This window comes from Deltaproteobacteria bacterium (assembly GCA_016219225.1).
Classification (GTDB): domain Bacteria; phylum Desulfobacterota; class RBG-13-43-22; order RBG-13-43-22; family RBG-13-43-22; genus RBG-13-43-22.
The window spans coordinates 1-16,776 of the sequence record JACRBX010000250.1; the positions used below are offsets into that span (position 1 = coordinate 1).

The following is a 16,776-nucleotide window of genomic DNA, read 5'->3' on the forward strand; positions in this document are numbered from 1 at the left end:
CAATCTCTTTCATCCCGATTTGGTCCACCAATATATCCTGGATAAAGGATCTGGCCGCTATCTGGGAAAATTCCCTGGTAAAAGGGATGGACAGGACCACCTGGATGCCGTATTGGAAAATCAATTCAATCTTGCTATCATCGGATACGATCTGTCTGGGGGCCTTGCCGGGTCTTAAGACCTGGGCCGGGTGGGGGTGGAAGGTGATGACCATGGAGGTCCCCTTTAGGGCCAGTGCCCGTTCCTCCACTTTCTGAAGAAGGCTCTGATGCCCCAGATGAATGCCGTCAAAATTTCCAATGGTCAATACCGGGGAAGGCAGGGGTTGTGTTATTTGCTCGATTTCGGAAAAATAGGTGCCCATAGATTTAGGAGTCCAAGGTTCAAGGTTCACGGAACAAGGTTTAAGATTGATGCCTATGTAAAAACTCGTCATTCCCGCGCAGAGCCTGTCCTCGAATGCCTTAATCGGGGACGGGAATCCATACCATATGTAACAAATTAAAACACTGGATTCCCGTTTTCACGGGAATGACGGAAATGGGCTCTCTCAGACTTTTTTCGAGCCTGTCAAGATTGTTTTTTGGAGTTTAGACCTTACACCTTGTACCCTATACCTTGTACCGTTTTTTTATTAAACCGCTTGACAGGAATAAAATATTCATTTATATTTTTAAAACTTTTAAAAATCAACCAAATAATTAATGCCGAAGTGGCGGAATTGGTAGACGCGCTAGGTTCAGGGTCTAGTAGGCAAACGCCTGTAGGGGTTCGAGTCCCCTCTTCGGCACCAGGTATGAAAGAAACGGGCAAGTATCAGTTAACTTGCCCGTTTCTTTTTATTGGGGAAGAAGATATTAAAGCCTCATGTCCGCCTGTAGCGGGCACCACGAAGCATGAAAATGGGTTTCTCCAACCTTGAACCTTGAACCCTGAACCTTGAACCTTGAACCTTGAACCGCATTTTCGTATTAAACCGCCATGCCCCGCCTTTTGGGGCGTGGCACCACGAATCATGAAAATAGAACTCGGTAAGCGCTGAGCCCTATTTTCGAACTAAAGAGAGGGGAGAATTAGGATTTAACCTCGTAAGATTTCTCTTGACTAATCTGCCCGATTGATTATAAAGATAAAATAGTTTTTAATCCCTGTTATAGATAAGCCTGTCCTTCGCATCAAACCTATCTACCCTCTTGGGAAAGAGGTATAGTGGTCATGGTGTGTCCCGTGATGAGGTCTGAGCAAATTCGCCCCCCCAAGGGAGAGCGAAGGCATTTTATTCGCCGGAGTGAAGATCACCTCCAAGATCCAGACGAACAGAACCGTAAACTTCAGTCTCTTTTGGAACTGGGACAACTGATCAGTTCCGACCTGCAAGTAGAATCCCTCCTATATCAAATCGCTCAAAAAGCAACAGCCCTGATGAAAGCAGATCGGTGCAGTATCTTTTTGCATGATCCGGTTCGGGATGAGCTCTGGACCACGGTGGCCCTGGGCATCGAGGGGCGTATCATCCGCCTGTCCGCTAAGGAAGGAATAGCGGGTTTTGTTTTTCAAAAGGCTGCTACACTTAATCTGAGGGATGCCTACGAGGATCACAGGTTTAACAAACAGATTGATCTGGATACCGGATATAGAACCCGGAGCATTTTATGCCTGCCTATTTTTACAAGGGATCGGCATATATTGGGTGTCATCCAGCTCCTTAATGCCATTGAAGGGTTTTTTACTAATGAAGATGAGGTCTTTTTAAGGACCTTTGCCAATCATGCGGCCGTCTTCCTGGAAATGGCCCAGCTTCAAAAGGCCCGACTGGAGGCCCTGGAACAAACCCGTCAAGAGCTTAAGCGCCTTAACCAGGTTAAGGATAAGGCACTGGATCATCTTTCTCACGAACTGAGGACCCCATTGTCGGTTATCCAGGGCAGCCTCCGGATCCTGAAGCGCAAATGTCAAAAACAAGAAAGCCAACTCGTCGAGGAGTCTTTTTTTGATACCTTTGAGAAGCACTTGAGACGTCTCCTGGAGATACAACAGGAAACCGATAAAATCATCCGCTCCAACCAGGCATTAGAAGAAACCTTCATTCTAAAAGAAACAGAACAATTGTGGGAGAGATTGAAAAGATCCTTTCGGATTACCGGGGAGATCCATAAGCATTGGGAAATGGTAGCCCAATGGGTACAAGAACAGATTCACGGTAAAGAGACCACGCGGGAGGAAATGTTTCCTGCATCATTCATTCAGGAGATTCTGGAGAGCACCAGGGATCAGAGGAGTCACCGTTCGGTCACCATCGAGGTAGGGGGGGCGTTGGACCTCATGATATCCATGGACCCCATTATTTTAAAAGAGGTCTTGGTCAGTCTGGTTAAGAATGCCATTGAAAACACACCGGATGAAGGAATGATTCGGATTCGATGGGAAAAAGGAAATAGGCAACTCTTTATCAGGATAGAAGATTTCGGCATCGGAATCACCGAAGAGAACCAGAAATCCCTGTTTGACGGATTGTTTCATACCCAGGAAACGGACCTGTATACTTCCAAAAAACCTTATGATTTTTATGCCGGCGGCAAGGGTCTGGGCCTTCTTCAGGCCAAACTCTATGGACAACGATTCGGGTTTGATCTTTCGGTGGAAAGCCGTCGGTGTATGCACATTCCTGATAACGGAGACCTTTGCCCGGGAAAGATCTCCGATTGTCCTTTTTGTCAAAGGGTGGAAGACTGTCTGACCTCGGGAGGGAGCATTTTTTGTCTCTCTTTTCCAATTAAACAATGAAAGGAAAAAACAGAAGATGTCAGAATCAATTTTAAATGGCAAAAGGATACTGGTTGTAGACGATGAGCCGGATGTCTTGAGGCTGGTGGAAGAGGAAATTTTGGAGGCCTGCCTGGATTGCCTGATCGACAAGGTCACTTCTTTTGAGGCCGCCCAAGAGATGTTGAACTCCTGGAATTACCATGTCGTCATTCTTGACATTATGGGGGTTCGTGGGTTTGACCTCTTGGGTCTGGCGATAAAACGGAATTTTCCGGTAGCCATGCTGACTGCCCATGCCCTTTCCCCGGAGGCCTTGAAACGGTCCATCGAGATGGGGGCCAGGGCCTATCTCCCCAAAGAGAAACTCGGAGAAATCGTTCCCTTTCTGGAGGATATTCTGGAGTTCGAGGCCCCTGCCAGTTGGAACAGGCTTTTCGGTAAATTAGACGATTTTTTTGATGACCGGTTCGGGCCGAATTGGAAGAAATCGGAAGACCGTTTTTGGCGGGATTTCAGCAGCAACATCAAAGGCCAATATGATCGGGTTCTTATCAAATAAAAAAGGAGGTATTATGAAGGAAACCTTATTAACCGATCAGCGTATTTTGGCTGTTGATGACGAACAGGACGTGTTGACCATTATCGAGGCGGAGATCGCTGATGCCTGTCCGGATTGCCAATTGGAAACGGCAACCACGTACCAGGCTGCGGTGGATAGAATGGTTTCCTGGACCTATGACCTGGTGATCCTTGACATTATGGGGGTTCGCGGGTTTGACCTCTTGAGTCTGGCGATAAAACGGAATTTTCCGGTAGCCATGCTGACGGCCCATGCCCTTTCCCCGGAGGCCTTGAAACGGTCCATCGAGATGGGGGCCAGGGCCTATCTTCCTAAAGAAAAATTAGGAGAACTCGTCCCCTTTCTGGAAGACGTTATCCGCTATGAAAACCTGCCGGGCTGGAAACGATTATTTGAAAAATTGGGGGATTTTTTCAATATACGGTTCGGGCCAGATTGGCAGAAACCGGAAAGTAAATTCTGGAAGGATTTTAACGATAAATTGGAATCGGACGGCACGTCCTATGTTAATACCCCTACTCAGAAATTGGGGTTATATTGAAAAGACCGAAAGAACCGGCCCTTTGACCCTCCACCAGTCAAAAAAAAAAAGAGACCAAAAAATAGAGGGAGATGCTTGCTATGAATCTGACAGTGAAGAATCTTCGATTTCTCCTTTCCTTTTTGATCTCCTTTTCTTTTTTATTATTTTTCCATGGCTTGATCTATCCTTTGTTCCTCTATGCCGGTGAGAATTGGTTTCAAAAAGGGGTTAACGAGTATAACTTAGAAAATTACGAAGAGGCTTTAGAGCTCTTCAATCAGGCCAGGCGGGAAGAATCTGATTCTTCTGAAATTGCTTATTATTTAGGTCTGACCTACAGGCAGACCGGCAATTTTCAAGAAGCTGCCCAGAGGTTCATGGAAGCCATCCAGAAGAACCCCTTCGCAAAGGAGGCTTTTCTTGAGCTGATCGAAACCCTTTATGATTTGAATGACCTTAAATCGGCTAAGGATTGGTTAATCAAGGCTGAAAAACAAGGGTTCAGTTCCGGTCGTCTGTTCTTTTTAGAGGGAATGGTCCTTTTAAAGGAGGATCATAATCAGGAAGCGATTAAGGCCTTTCAAAAAGCCAAGGCAAAGGACCAATTCTTAAAATCTTCGGCCGATTTTCAAATAGCTGTAGCCTATGCCAAGGACAGGAAATTCAAACGATCCAGAGAGCTGCTGCAGGCTATTATTCAAGGAGATCCTGACTCCGCTCTCTCCCCATTGGCCAGAGAATATGAGGCCGATATCGAAAGAAATCTGGAAAAATACAAACAATGGGGGGCCTCGGTCGGAGTAGCTTATCAGTATGACGACAATGTGGTCCTGAAACCTACCGGGGTCATTCCGGGAGTGGTGATTACCGGGGACAGGGACAGCAGTATTATCACCAGCCTGAGGGCTTATTACAATCCCCTTCTGGAGGGAAACTGGTTCTTCAGTAACCAATACACGCTTTATGCCAATAGCTATTTCAATACTACTACTCATAATCTGCTTAACCAGACCTTTTCTTTGAATCCGGGTTACAATTTCGGAAAGAGTGCACTAACCCTGCCGGTTACTTACAGTCATGTCTGGCTCTCCGGCACCCAGTATCTGGGGGTTATGTCGGCCCGACCAAGCTTAAGCATTAATCTTCTTCCCAATCATTTAGGTCATATTTCAGTCGGTTATGCCAGGAGATGGATGGTTCAGCCTGCTTTATTCAGTGATGAGGACCGGGATGCCCATATTTTCATCGGCTCTCTCGGATACAGCCATAGCTTTTGGGAAAAAGGGTCTCTGAATCTGGTGTATGAGTTTACCTGGGACCTGACCGATGGAAAGAACTGGGAGAATAACGGACATCGTTTTAATCTCAACCTGATGATCCCGATTCGAGATAAGGTATCCCTTTCTCTTTCCGGGGAGCTTTTTTACCAGGACTATACCCGGACCCATTCTATTTTTGGGATAAAGAGAAATGAAAAGACCTATTCCGGTACAATCGGCCTGATATGGGAACTTTGGAAAGATGTTACGCTGAATCTCCAATATTATCGGGCTAAAGCCGATTCCAACCTTTTTATTTATGATTATGAGAGAAATGTTTTTACCCTAGGGATTCAATTCAGTTTTTGAGGAGGGATCATGTTCAACTCCCGTACTTCCGGGTTGGGTAAATCCATTACTGACCTTTTTAAAAACAGTGTTCTCTTCTTTTTTACCTTAGCTTTCTTATTCCCTGGGATTATTTTTCAACCCATCTCTCTGGAAGCGGCTGAAGGAGTCGGCCGATTTGCTCTGGTGGAAGGCCAAGTGAACGTCCTCAGAGGAGGAGCCCTGCCAGCCAAAACGGTCAAGATTAATGATCCGGTTTATGTCAAGGACATTGTCCGGACCAAGAGCCATTCCCGGGCCGAGATTGTTTTTATCGACAAGAATGTCTTAAAGCTGGCCCAACGTACCCGTGTGGACATCAGTGAATATTTTGCCGATTCAGCGCAGGCCAGGGGGAAAATCAAGCTGATCAGGGGCATGGTTGAGGCCACGGTGGATAAGGAAGTGGCCAGGCGTATTTCCCTCTCGCCGGAGGCCAACCAATTTGAGATCCATACCCACAATGCCGTGGCCGGTGTCAGGGGATCTCAGTATACGGTCTTCAAACAAGGCAACCTGACCGGGATCTTTGCCCAGGAAGGCATCATCCGGGTCTTTAATCCGCAGTTCCCCAATATCATCATTACCCTGATGCCCGGCCAATTCACCATAGTAACCCCAAACAACCCACCCTTACCGGCCCAGCAGGCTTCGGAAGGAATGAAGCAGAATATTGAAAGAAATATGCTCCCGTTGGAGAAGAAGCTCGAAGGGGAGCCGGGTCCTGGTGGATTTGGTGGCGCCCCCTCAGAAGCCCCCCAGATAGCCATTATTGCCGGGGAAGGTGCCGGGAATTTCTCGGCGACCGAATATAACCAGGCCACCTATTCCGTATCAGGGGCTTCGACTATAATCGATGTTTATACGCCTCAACCGGTCACCGATTATAAACCAGAAATAGCCGACAAGTTTTCATCCAAGCCGGAACCGTCTCCCTCGCCCTCACCGCCACCACCGCCGGCGCCACCACCTCCTCCTCCACCTCCTCCGCCACCACCTCCACCTCCTCCGCCACCACCCCCCGTAGAGGTCGGCAGGATAAGCCTTTCAGGCTCATTGGTTGCCGGTTCGGCTGGGGCGGTCAACTTTATGTCCGTCATGATGAACAATGTCGTCTTCATGGCTCCTTCCACCGGTCAAAAACCGACTACCTGGAACACAGGGGCGATCAGCGGACAATACACCTTCGGTACCGGTCTGAACAGGGACAATATCACCAACTCCCCCATCAGGCTGAGCAGTGGTCGCGGGGTAAGTGCCGATTTTCAGTTCCGGTTTTGGAACGGCACCTCCTGGAATGCGGTGGTCAACAATGGAGCCGGTACTCTGACCGGCAGCTCTTACACCGGACCGGTGAATTTTTCCGGCTCGGCGTCCGGGACCATCGGAACCGGCACCCTTTCAGGGACAGGATCAGGAACGGCAAGATAACTATTTATTCATCAATAGTGGGGAACATCCATGCGAAGGCGATCTTTTTGGGGGCTCCTTTTATTTTTTTTGTTAACCAATTTTTTGATTATTTTTCTGATTTCTCAAAAACAAGACTTTGGCCCTTCTTTCAATTTCTCTTCGTCAGAGAAGATGGACGGGCAACTTAAAAAACCCGGGGATTCTTTACAGACTAATCTAAGTCGTTTGGAGACGCCCCTGTCTCATTCTAAAAGGTTTAATGATTCTATCAAAGCGGCTGGTAGACAAACCCCACTCATTTCTGAAGAGAAAAAGAAAATCATCCTGACCAGGGCCTATAAGATACAGATACCTTTTATCCTCAATCAAGGTCAGGTGGCCGATGAAAATGTTCGCTTCTATGCCCGGACCTTTAGAGGAAATTTCTTTGTCACAAAGTCTGGTGAAATGGGCTACTGCCTGCCTTTTTCTGAGGCAAAGCCTGAGGCCGGTACAAAAGGTCCTTCACCTGAGGACCTTCAAGTCCACACCATTAAAGAAAAGCTCCTGGAGGCTTCACCCGCTCCTCCTCAAGGCCGGGATCCCTCCCAGACCAGGGTCAGTTATTTTTTAGGTAATGACCCGGCCAAGTGGCAGACCCATCTCCCGGTCTATAATCAAATCAGCCTGGGGGAAGTCTACCCGAAAATCGATCTACATTTAGTTGCCCACGGCAATAAAGTGGAGAAGATCTTTACGGTCAGAGCAGGGGGTGATCCCCAAGACATTAAACTGGCCATTGAAAGCGCCGGCGCCCTGAAAATCAATCCCCGAGGGGAACTGGAGATCTGCTTTGGCCAAAAAATGGCCCGATTTTCCAAACCCATAGCCTTTCAGGAAAAAAATGGAAAGAAGGAATATGTCCAAGTCGCCTACGGTCTGGATAAAGACTCCTATGGCTTCAAGGTTGGCATGTACGACAGATCCCTTCCCCTGACTATCGATCCGACCTTTTCTCTGGTTTATTCCACCTACCTTGGGGGAAATGGAGAATTAGGCGAAAGTGGCGAGGGTATTGCGGTGGACAACTCAGGGAATGCCTATATCACCGGCTTTACCTCCTCCAGTAGTTTTCCCACCCAAAGTCCTATCCAGGGGACTTTTAACGGGGGATGGGACGTCTTTGTTGCTAAGATCAATCCATCCGGTTCGGTGCTGGTTTATTCTACCTTTCTCGGAGGTAGCGGCTATGATTATGGCTATGGTATCACAGTAGACAGCTCCGGCAATGTCTATGTCACCGGCCAAACCGACTCCGGCGATTTTCCGATTCAAAATCCTATCCAGGGGACTTTTAGCGGGGGATGGGACGTCTTTGTCACCAAGATCGACCCCACGGGTTCGGCCCTGGTCTATTCTACCTATCTCGGAGGTAGCGGGGAGGATTGGGGCAAAGGTATTGCCGTTGATAATGCTGGTAATGCTTGTGTCACCGGCCAAACCAACTCCAACGATTTTCCGATTCAAAATCCTATCCAGGGGACTTTTGGCGGGGGATGGGATGCCTTTATCACCAAGATCGATCCCACGGGTTCGGTGCTGGTTTATTCCACCTTTCTCGGAGGGAGCGGGGAGGATTGGGGCAATGGTATTGCCCTGGACCCTTCCGGCAATGCTTATATTGCTGGCGAAACCAACTCCGCTGATTTCCCTGTTCATAATCCTATCCAAGGGACACTCGCCGGGAGTTGGGATGCCTTTCTTATCAAGATCAATCCATCCGGTTCAGCCCCGGTCTATTCCACCTTTCTCGGAGGGAGTGCTGAGGACCATGGTAATGGTATTGCCGTGGATGGGGCCGATAATGCCTATGTTACCGGCTATACCACTTCCAATGACTTCCCTACCCTGAATCCCATCCAGGGATCGGCCGGGGGAAGTTATGATGCCTTTATTTCCAAGATCAATCCCGCCGGTTCGGCCCTGGTCTATTCTACCTACCTCAGGGGGTGGGGTGAGGATTGGGGCAAAGGTATTACTGTGGATAGCGCTGGCAATGCCTATGTCACCGGCTATACCGACTCCATAGACTTTCCCACCTTAAATCCCATCCAGGGGGCTCTCGCCGGGAGTTGGGATGCTTTTATCGCCAAGATCAACCCCGCTGGTTCGGCCCTGGTCTATTCAACCTATCTCGGCGGAAGTGATGATGATCGTGGTTATGGCCTTGCCGTGGACCCTGGTGGTAATGTCTATGTCACAGGCTATACCGTCTCCAGCGATTTTCCCACCCAAAATCCTATCCAGGGGACAAATGGGGGTAATAAAGACGTCTTTATTCTAAAAATCTCCGAATCGATATCCCCGCCTCCGGCTCCAACTTTGACCTCACCGGCGGATGGCGCCACGGGTCTTTCAACCAGCCCAACCCTAAACTGGGCAGCCTCTTCCGGGGCTGATTCCTACAGGATACAGGTATCGACGGATTCCTCCTTTGCCCATTCCGTTGCCGATCAAGCCGGGATCACCAGTCTTTCTTATCCCCTTTCGGGTCTATCTGATTATTCGACTTATTATTGGCAGGTAAATGCCACCAGCAGCGGAGGGACCAGCGGTTGGTCATCTGCCTGGCACTTCACAACGGCCGATCCCACTGCCCCCACGGGATCGATTCAGATCAACGGGGGGGCCGCTTCCACAACCTCACCGGCAGTCACCTTGAGCCTCACCTGCAACGATTCAGGGAGCGGCTGCTCCCAGATGCAGTTTTCCAATGATAATGTTACCTATTCAGCTCCAGAGGCATTTGCCGTCACCAGGTCCTGGACCCTAAGTTCCGGCAGCGGGCCGAAAACAGTATATGTGAAATTTAAAGATGTGACCGGAAACTGGTCATCGGCTTACAGTGCTGTTATCACTTTAATCGCCGAGACCATCTCCACCCCCAATACACCCAGTGGTTCTACCAGTGGAACTATTGTCAACCTATATACCTATTCCACCGGAGGATCCACTTCCAGTTTCGGTCATTCCCTACAGTATCTCATGGACTGGGGGGATGGGACCGATTCCGGCTGGTTGGCTGTAGGGACCACCAGCGCCTCAAAATCATGGGCTTCCGCTGGGAACTATACGGTCAAGGTTATGGCACGCTGCGCACTGGATACCGGTTTTATTTCTTCATGGTCCAGCGGATTATCGGTATCCATCTCTCTTCCGGATCTGACCATTTCCGGGACGGTTACGGCCGGGGGATCTGGACTTGGTGGCGTAATGTTAACCGGTCTGCCGGGTAGTCCGATCACTGCCGCTGGTGGGTCTTATTCGGCAACAGTCAGCTACGGGTGGTCGGGAACGGTGACTCCGGTCAAGACCGGCTATACCTTTACCCCGCCTTTGACCATATATGCCGGTGTAACGGCCAATCAGACCCAGCATTATTCCGCCGCCCGGCTGGCTTATACCATTACCGTTGTCACCACCGGACCGGTAACGGTCACCAGCACTCCTGCTGGAATCAATTGTGGCACCACCTGCACCGGGACGTTTAATACCGGTTCAGAGGTGATTCTGGATACTGGATTGGATTCACCGACTGGCTATATCAAAGAGGTAAGAGTCGATGGCGTTTCCATCGGGGCCGTCTGTTCAATTAAATTTACCAATCTGTCTGCCGATCATCAGGTCGTGGTGGTTGATCCGTATTATATTCGGAATGATTTTAACGGAGATGGAAAGGCGGATATTCTTTGGCAGCAGGCTGCTACGGGGCAGCTTTACCTATGGTTTATGGACGGTCTGACCCCAATTCTGACCGGTTCTCCAGGGGGGGCCCCTCCGGACTTTGAGATTAAAGGAATTGGTGATTTTAACGGCGACGGTTTCGCCGATATCCTCTGGCGCGACAGCATCACCGGAGAGGTTAATCTCTGGGAAATGAATGGGGTTTCAATTGTCTCCTGGGGCTCAGTGGGTCTGGTCAGTGATCTTAACTGGGAGATCAAAGGGGTTGGGGACCTCAACGGGGACGGTAAATACGACATCCTCTGGCGTCATGTTGTTACCGGGGAGGTCTATGTCTGGTTGATGAACGGGGCCGCGATTGCCTCCCAGGGCCGAGCGGCACTGGTCAGTGATCTTAACTGGGAAATCAATGGAGTTGGCGATTTCAATGGGGACGGGAAGGCCGATATTCTCTGGCGTCATGCTACAATCGGCCAAATTTATATCTGGCAGATGAGAGGACTCACCGCTTTTCTTCATGGCCCTTCAGGGTTGGTTGGCGATCTGAGTTGGAAAATACACCATCCATGAGGAGGCGAACCCTTTTGAAAACGGAAACCCAATTATTTATCTGAAAAGGCGACAATCCGGTCTTCCGGACATTCTATCAGCATACATCCTGCATCCCCATCACGGGATGAAAGGCCATATATCCGGACAGGCAATTTTTTTCCTTTGACGATCACTTTTTCCAGGCCTTTGATCTCTATGTGTCCAAAACCCCCATTCTGCAGATCTTGCCGGATTTTATTCAGGGTAAATTCGGTGATCAGAATCTGGGTTTTATATTTTCTGGTCAGGGATTCCACTCTGGCACCAAGATTGACATGATCCCCAATGATCGTGTAATCCATTTTTTTCCCTTCGGCCCCGATATTGCCAACCAAGACATCACCGCTATTAATGCCGATTCCTGAAGTCAAGACAGGTTTGCCTTCGGCTCTCCATTTATCCTGGAGGGCTTCTAATTTTTTAACCATGTGCAAGGCACAGCGGACCGCCAGTTCGACCTGGTTATCCTGTCTTAATGGCGCACCCCAGAAGGCAACGATGGCATCGCCGATAAATTTGTCAAGGGTTCCTTCCCAGTGAAAAATCACCTCGATCATGGCCTCCAGATATTCATTCAGGATGGACACCACTTCTTCCGGGGCGTTCTTCTCTGAAAAGTCGGTAAAATTAAAAATGTCTGAAAAAAGGACGGTCACCTCCCGTCGTTCGCCCCCCAAACGGGCCATCTCCGGATTCTTGATCAGTTCATTAACCACCCGCTCGGTGACATAACTGGAAAACATGGTCCGGATTCTTCTGGCATATCGTTCTTCGGTGGCATAATTACAGGCCATACTACTGACGAAAATGAAGAGAATATTGAAGGAAGGATAGGCGATATTCATCCAGATCCCCCAGGAGGTAAAAACGAAATAGCCGGTCAACAGGATCAGCAGGATAGTCAATAGGATCATGACAGAAGTCCTGGCGGCTTTAAGGCGTATGATTAAAAGGATGGAGAGAACACTCACCCCCCAAAGAATAATTAAATTGACCGGGAATGCCATTCGTCTTGGCAATTTATTTTCCAAGATCGACCCGATCACATTGGCGTGTTTTTCAACACCGGCCATGTCTGGAGAAAAGGGGGTTACTCTTAGATCAGAGGCCCCAGGGGCGGTGACTCCCACCAGGACGATTTTCCCTTGCAGGGATTCCGGCCCGACCGTTCCATCCAGGATATCGGATATCGATATATGCTTAAAGGTCTCTTTGGGACCATAATAGTGAATCAGCATCCGACCATAGGGATCGGTGGGAATGTTTCTTTTCTGGCCTAAGAGGACCCCTTCTGCGGCCTTTAACACCAGGCGATCCGAAGGAACGCCCAGAAAAAGGGCTGCGGCCACGAGGTCTATGGAAGGGAAGAGAAAACCATCGTATTCAACCGCCAGAGTTTCCCAGCGTAAGGTGCCATCCCGGTCGGCGAATATATTGATGTGTCCTAATGCCATGGCTCCCTGAAGGATTTCCGGGACCGGAACTGTGACCTTTTTCCCTCGAAAGGGAGAGAATTGATTGAATCGTTCGCGATGGGTGATGGTTTGAAAGGCGCCTTGAATCAGCATTGGATTGCTAAGAGGGCTTTTTATATTCCCTCGACCACAATCAAAGTTTATGGGAACCAAGGTAAAACCGTTTTCCCTTAGGGCCTTTCCCAGAAGGGGATCATGGTTTTCCTTTTCACTCAGTATGATGTCCAGGACGATCAGTTCGGCACCGGACTGGTCGAGTCTCTTTATGACCTCTGCAAGACGATTGCGGGTCCAGGGCCATCGTCCTAATTTCTCCAGACTTTTTTCATCAATGGCGACAATGGCGATATCCTTCGGGGCCTTTATGGTCCCCCGAATTTTAAAACGCCAGTCGTAAAATTTTTCCTCAAAGGTTTCTATGGGGGACCAACGGATCCACATTAAGAAAGAGACCACCAGGGTGAAGGCCAGGCCGATAATGAGATTAGTTTTAATCGTTGTTCCTGTCTTTCCGGGCGCAGCCTTCATCGTTTTTTCTTCTATCCCGCTCCATAAAAAATAAAAACGGGCTTCTAAATTTTGATTTCCCGACCATCATCCAGAATTTCGAAAACAGTGCCTTTTAAGGAGTTTAATTCTTTTTCAATCGTCTTTTTATAGAGCGTTTTGGGATGGGTAATGAAAATCTTCTTGGGCATGACGGACATTTTCTGAATCTCTCCTTTGAGAAGGGAAGGCGTGAGATGCCCTGATTGAAGAGCCAGTTTTTTAAGGGCATTTGGGAAGGAGACTTCCACGATCAAACCCGAGACCCGATGTCCCTTCATGATCTCCCAAATTTTTTCAGTGGGACCTGAATCCCCAGGATAGACCAGGGCATTCCTGTCGGGATCTTCAACCAGGTATCCATAGGCCGGTACCGTGTGGTTGACCTGAACAGGATAAATGCGATAATGGCCGATCGATATAATTTCATCAATTGAAATAGGATGATACCGAAGGAGAGCTTGTTGTTGAGAAGGGATCTTCGAGAAGTCCGGCCAAATCCGGTTATTAAAAATGTGTTTTTTGAGATCTTGAATTACCGGCCTACCGCTATAAATGGTAATGAACTTTTTTTGCTTTTTCATGGCCAGATTGTCTATCAGAAAGGGGATACCTTTTATATGGTCCAGATGGGCATGGGTAAGGAAGATATGGGTTATTTTGGAAAGGTCGTTACTGCTTAAAGAAAGGGAGATGGTTCCTGCATCTAAAAGCAAAAAACCATCTATTAGAAAAGCAGCGGTATTTTTCCCCTGGGCCACGGATCCCGATGATCCCAGAACCTTGATGTTCATATCGGGCGATCCTCTCAATTACATAATGATCATAACAATATAGCTCCAATATTCTTAATGTCAATCTTAATAGATGCTTTAAGACTGTATCTTTCTTCTTGACCCTCAAAACTACCTAACCTATAGTTTTTCTCTATTAAGAACAAAATATTGTTATCAGGAAGGGGAAGGAACACCAATATGAACCTTCATTTTATCAAGGCCCGGGATTTACCGGATGCCTGGTTTCAGTGTGTCTATGAAATTCTGGACCACGGGCAGGAATATGTCATCGACCGGGGCAGTTGTGCCGGGCAGAAACGGCTGGAGTTCGATTATCTGACGGTGCACATCAAATATCCGGGGACCCGTCCCTTGATCCCGGACATTCCTCCGACTCTCGGTATCCCCAACCCGGTGGCCGAAGGCTATGTGGAGCAGTATCTGCCTTACCTGATGACCTCGGTCAAACAACCCAATGAGGATTATACCTATGGGCAGTACCTGGAGCCGCAGATCCAGGAGGTCATCCGCATGTACCGGGAAGAGGGCTATGGGACCAATCAGGCCTTTATGACCGTGGGGGATCCCCAGACCATCTTTTTAAACGACCCGCCTTGTTTGCGGGGGATCGACACCCGGATCCGTGACGGCCGGCTCCATTTCTTCGTCTACTTCCGTTCCTGGGATTTATGGAACGGCTTTCCGGCCAACCTGGCGGCCATCCAGCACCTTAAGGAGTACATGGCCCAGGAGATCGGGGTAGGGGATGGGGAGATCGTTGCGGCCAGCAAAGGGCTTCACCTTTATGACTATGCCTGGGAGCTGGCCAGACTTCGAGCACTTAAGAAGGCGTGAGGTGTGAGCATGTCCCTTTTAACTAATTTGATTTAAATAAGAATTTCATTATAGACGGGAATCCGGGGGTATTGCTGCCACTGCTTCGAAGAAATAGTAGCATTGAGCATTGGGTCGGGCCGAAAGCGCCGGGATAAACCGGCATAGAGCAGGGGATGAAAAAGTCCCACCAAATGGAGAAGCTGCTCCATTTAGATTTACTTCCAGCCCTTGGAACAGACCAAGGTGGGACGCTATTTGCATTATAAACAATTCTTTTTATTCTTGACTGAAATAATACACCATATATAATGCAAAATTATGCTTTTTTATATCGGTAAAGAAATCCGGGAGGTGCGGAAGAGCCGCAAGATCACCCAGGAGGAGTTGGCAAAAATTCTGGGCATGAGTCGTACCACCATCGGGCAGATTGAGAATGGCACGGTTCAGGAGATCGGCGTTCGGAAACTGATACGGCTGCTCGACTTCCTGGGACTGGAGTTGAGGGTCCGGCCGGCGGGCAAACCGCCGACGTTGGAGGAGCTACGTAACGAGGAGATTCTCTGATGGGGGGTGTTTCGTCACTTGCCGTGTGGGCCGCGGGCAAGCGGTCCGGCCTTCTGGCCCGGGAGCGGGGCCGGGAATATGTCTTTGCCTACTCCCCGGAAGCCGGGGCGGATGTCCAGGTATCCCTGACCATGCCCGTGCGTTTGGCGAGTTGGCTGAGCCGTGAACTGCACCCCATATTTCAGATGAACCTGCCGGAGGGGGCACTTCTCGAGACAATTCGACTGGCTATTGCCAAGGTGGTGGGAGAGGATGACCTGGCGATCCTCCGGGTGACCGGGGGAAATCAGGTGGGGAGGAACCGTTTTTCTCTCACCGGAGACAAGTCGCCACAGATACAGGAAACGCCCGAATCCCTCCACGAACTGCTTTCCTACCCCGACAGTCGGGAGCTCTTTCATGAGTTGATGGCCAGGTATGCCCTCCACTCCGGGATTTCAGGAATCCAACCCAAGGTTATGCTGGAAGCCACGGAGCGCGGCACGTTGTCGTCTGCGGGCTATATCGTCAAGTCGTGGGGCACGGATTACCCGTATTTGGCCGCCAACGAGTATTTCTGCATGACCGCGGTGAGACGAGCGGGGCTGCCGGTGCCGGAATTCTACCTCTCGGATAATGGCGGCCTTTTCATTATGCGCCGTTTCGACGTCACGCCCAATGGCGACTCCATCGGTTTCGAGGATATGTGCTGCCTCCAGGCCCATGGGACCGCTCAAAAGTACGCCAGCAGCTATGAACGGGTGGCGAAGAGCATCAAGGACTTTGTCTCCGGCGAGCACCTGATGGCGGCCAGAGAGCAGTTTTATGCATCGTTGGTGTTGTCGGTTATGCTGCGAAACGGTGACGGCCACTTAAAGAATTTCGGTGTGTTGTACGCCTCCCCGCTCGGCGCTGTGACGCTCGCTCCGGTGTACGACGTGGTGACCACAACGGCTTATATCAAAAAAGACGTGCCCGCCCTTTCTCTATCGGGAACCAAGAAATGGTGGCCACGCAAGATGCTGGAGCGCTTTGCCGTGGCCCATCTCTCGCTGCCGGCCGGAGTGGTCTCCAACACTTTCAATCGAATGGCTGAGGCGATAACAGAAACGCGGGGAATGGTCTCGGCCTACATGGCCGAACACCCCGAGTTCCGTGAGGTTGGTGAACGGATAATGTCGGAGTGGAACGAAGGTGTAAGGGGTCTGGTTTCTAATGGGGGTGGGGCTTAGGCCGGGGTGGAGGGCAAGATGGTGCTGACTGTATAGGTTCAAGCGCAGTTAACTCGATAGTATAAGAATTTCCTTTTTGGACGCAGATCGACTCGGATCGGCAGATTTTCGCCGATCGTGCAGAT

At 49.4% G+C, this 16,776-nt stretch carries 13 protein-coding genes and 1 tRNA gene; 10 read left to right on the top strand and 4 right to left on the bottom strand.

The window, feature by feature from the left end:
* On the bottom strand, positions 1-364 hold a 364-nt coding region (locus HY879_20795; GenBank protein MBI5605779.1), incomplete at its 3' end, for a riboflavin biosynthesis protein RibF.
* A 342-nt stretch (positions 365-706) separates the two neighbouring features.
* On the opposite strand from HY879_20795, the gene HY879_20800 reads away from it, so the two are divergent.
* The 7 genes from HY879_20800 to HY879_20830 all read left to right on the top strand — a co-directional run bounded on the left by HY879_20800 (position 707) and on the right by HY879_20830 (position 11,221).
* A tRNA-Leu gene (locus HY879_20800) sits at positions 707-793 on the top strand.
* Positions 794-1,230: 437 nt separating this feature from the next.
* On the top strand, positions 1,231-2,784 hold the full coding sequence (locus HY879_20805; GenBank protein MBI5605780.1) for a GAF domain-containing protein: 1,554 nt from the start codon (positions 1,231-1,233) through the stop codon (positions 2,782-2,784).
* Between the two features lie 16 nt (positions 2,785-2,800).
* On the top strand, positions 2,801-3,325 hold the full coding sequence (locus HY879_20810) for a response regulator (GenBank protein ID MBI5605781.1): 525 nt from the start codon (positions 2,801-2,803) through the stop codon (positions 3,323-3,325).
* A gap of 13 nt (positions 3,326-3,338) precedes the next feature.
* Entirely contained in the window at positions 3,339-3,887 is a 549-nt protein-coding gene (locus HY879_20815) for a response regulator (GenBank protein ID MBI5605782.1), read from the top strand.
* Between the two features lie 80 nt (positions 3,888-3,967).
* Positions 3,968-5,497, top strand: a complete 1,530-nt coding sequence (locus HY879_20820; protein MBI5605783.1) for a tetratricopeptide repeat protein — start codon at positions 3,968-3,970, stop codon at positions 5,495-5,497.
* 9 nt (positions 5,498-5,506) lie between these two features.
* The gene (locus tag HY879_20825) at positions 5,507-6,946 is read left to right on the top strand and encodes a FecR domain-containing protein (GenBank protein ID MBI5605784.1); all 1,440 of its coding nucleotides are present in this window, start codon (positions 5,507-5,509) and stop codon (positions 6,944-6,946) included.
* A gap of 153 nt (positions 6,947-7,099) precedes the next feature.
* On the top strand, positions 7,100-11,221 hold the full coding sequence (locus tag HY879_20830) for an SBBP repeat-containing protein (protein MBI5605785.1): 4,122 nt from the start codon (positions 7,100-7,102) through the stop codon (positions 11,219-11,221).
* Positions 11,222-11,253: 32 nt separating this feature from the next.
* Here HY879_20830 and HY879_20835 read toward each other — a convergent pair whose 3' ends face one another.
* Positions 11,254-13,245, bottom strand: coding sequence for an adenylate/guanylate cyclase domain-containing protein (locus HY879_20835; GenBank protein MBI5605786.1), 1,992 nt, complete (start codon positions 13,243-13,245; stop codon positions 11,254-11,256).
* 44 nt (positions 13,246-13,289) lie between these two features.
* The gene (locus tag HY879_20840) at positions 13,290-14,057 is read right to left on the bottom strand and encodes a 3',5'-cyclic-nucleotide phosphodiesterase (GenBank protein ID MBI5605787.1); all 768 of its coding nucleotides are present in this window, start codon (positions 14,055-14,057) and stop codon (positions 13,290-13,292) included.
* A 180-nt stretch (positions 14,058-14,237) separates the two neighbouring features.
* Between HY879_20840 and HY879_20845 the strand changes: the two genes are divergently transcribed.
* Positions 14,238-14,894, top strand: coding sequence for a thymidylate synthase (locus tag HY879_20845; protein ID MBI5605788.1), 657 nt, complete (start codon positions 14,238-14,240; stop codon positions 14,892-14,894).
* A gap of 32 nt (positions 14,895-14,926) precedes the next feature.
* Here the strand turns inward: HY879_20845 and HY879_20850 are convergent, their stop codons facing one another.
* Positions 14,927-15,085, bottom strand: a complete 159-nt coding sequence (locus HY879_20850; protein ID MBI5605789.1) for a hypothetical protein — start codon at positions 15,083-15,085, stop codon at positions 14,927-14,929.
* Positions 15,086-15,194: 109 nt separating this feature from the next.
* Here HY879_20850 and HY879_20855 point away from each other — a divergent pair, with 109 nt between their 5' ends.
* Positions 15,195-15,440: a helix-turn-helix transcriptional regulator gene (locus HY879_20855; protein ID MBI5605790.1), complete on the top strand. Its 246-nt coding sequence runs from the start codon at positions 15,195-15,197 to the stop codon at positions 15,438-15,440.
* Positions 15,440-16,651 (top strand): type II toxin-antitoxin system HipA family toxin, encoded by a 1,212-nt coding sequence (locus HY879_20860; GenBank protein ID MBI5605791.1) that lies wholly within the window; start codon positions 15,440-15,442, stop codon positions 16,649-16,651. Before HY879_20855 ends, HY879_20860 begins: the two co-directional genes overlap by 1 nt.
* Positions 16,652-16,776 lie beyond the last annotated feature (125 nt).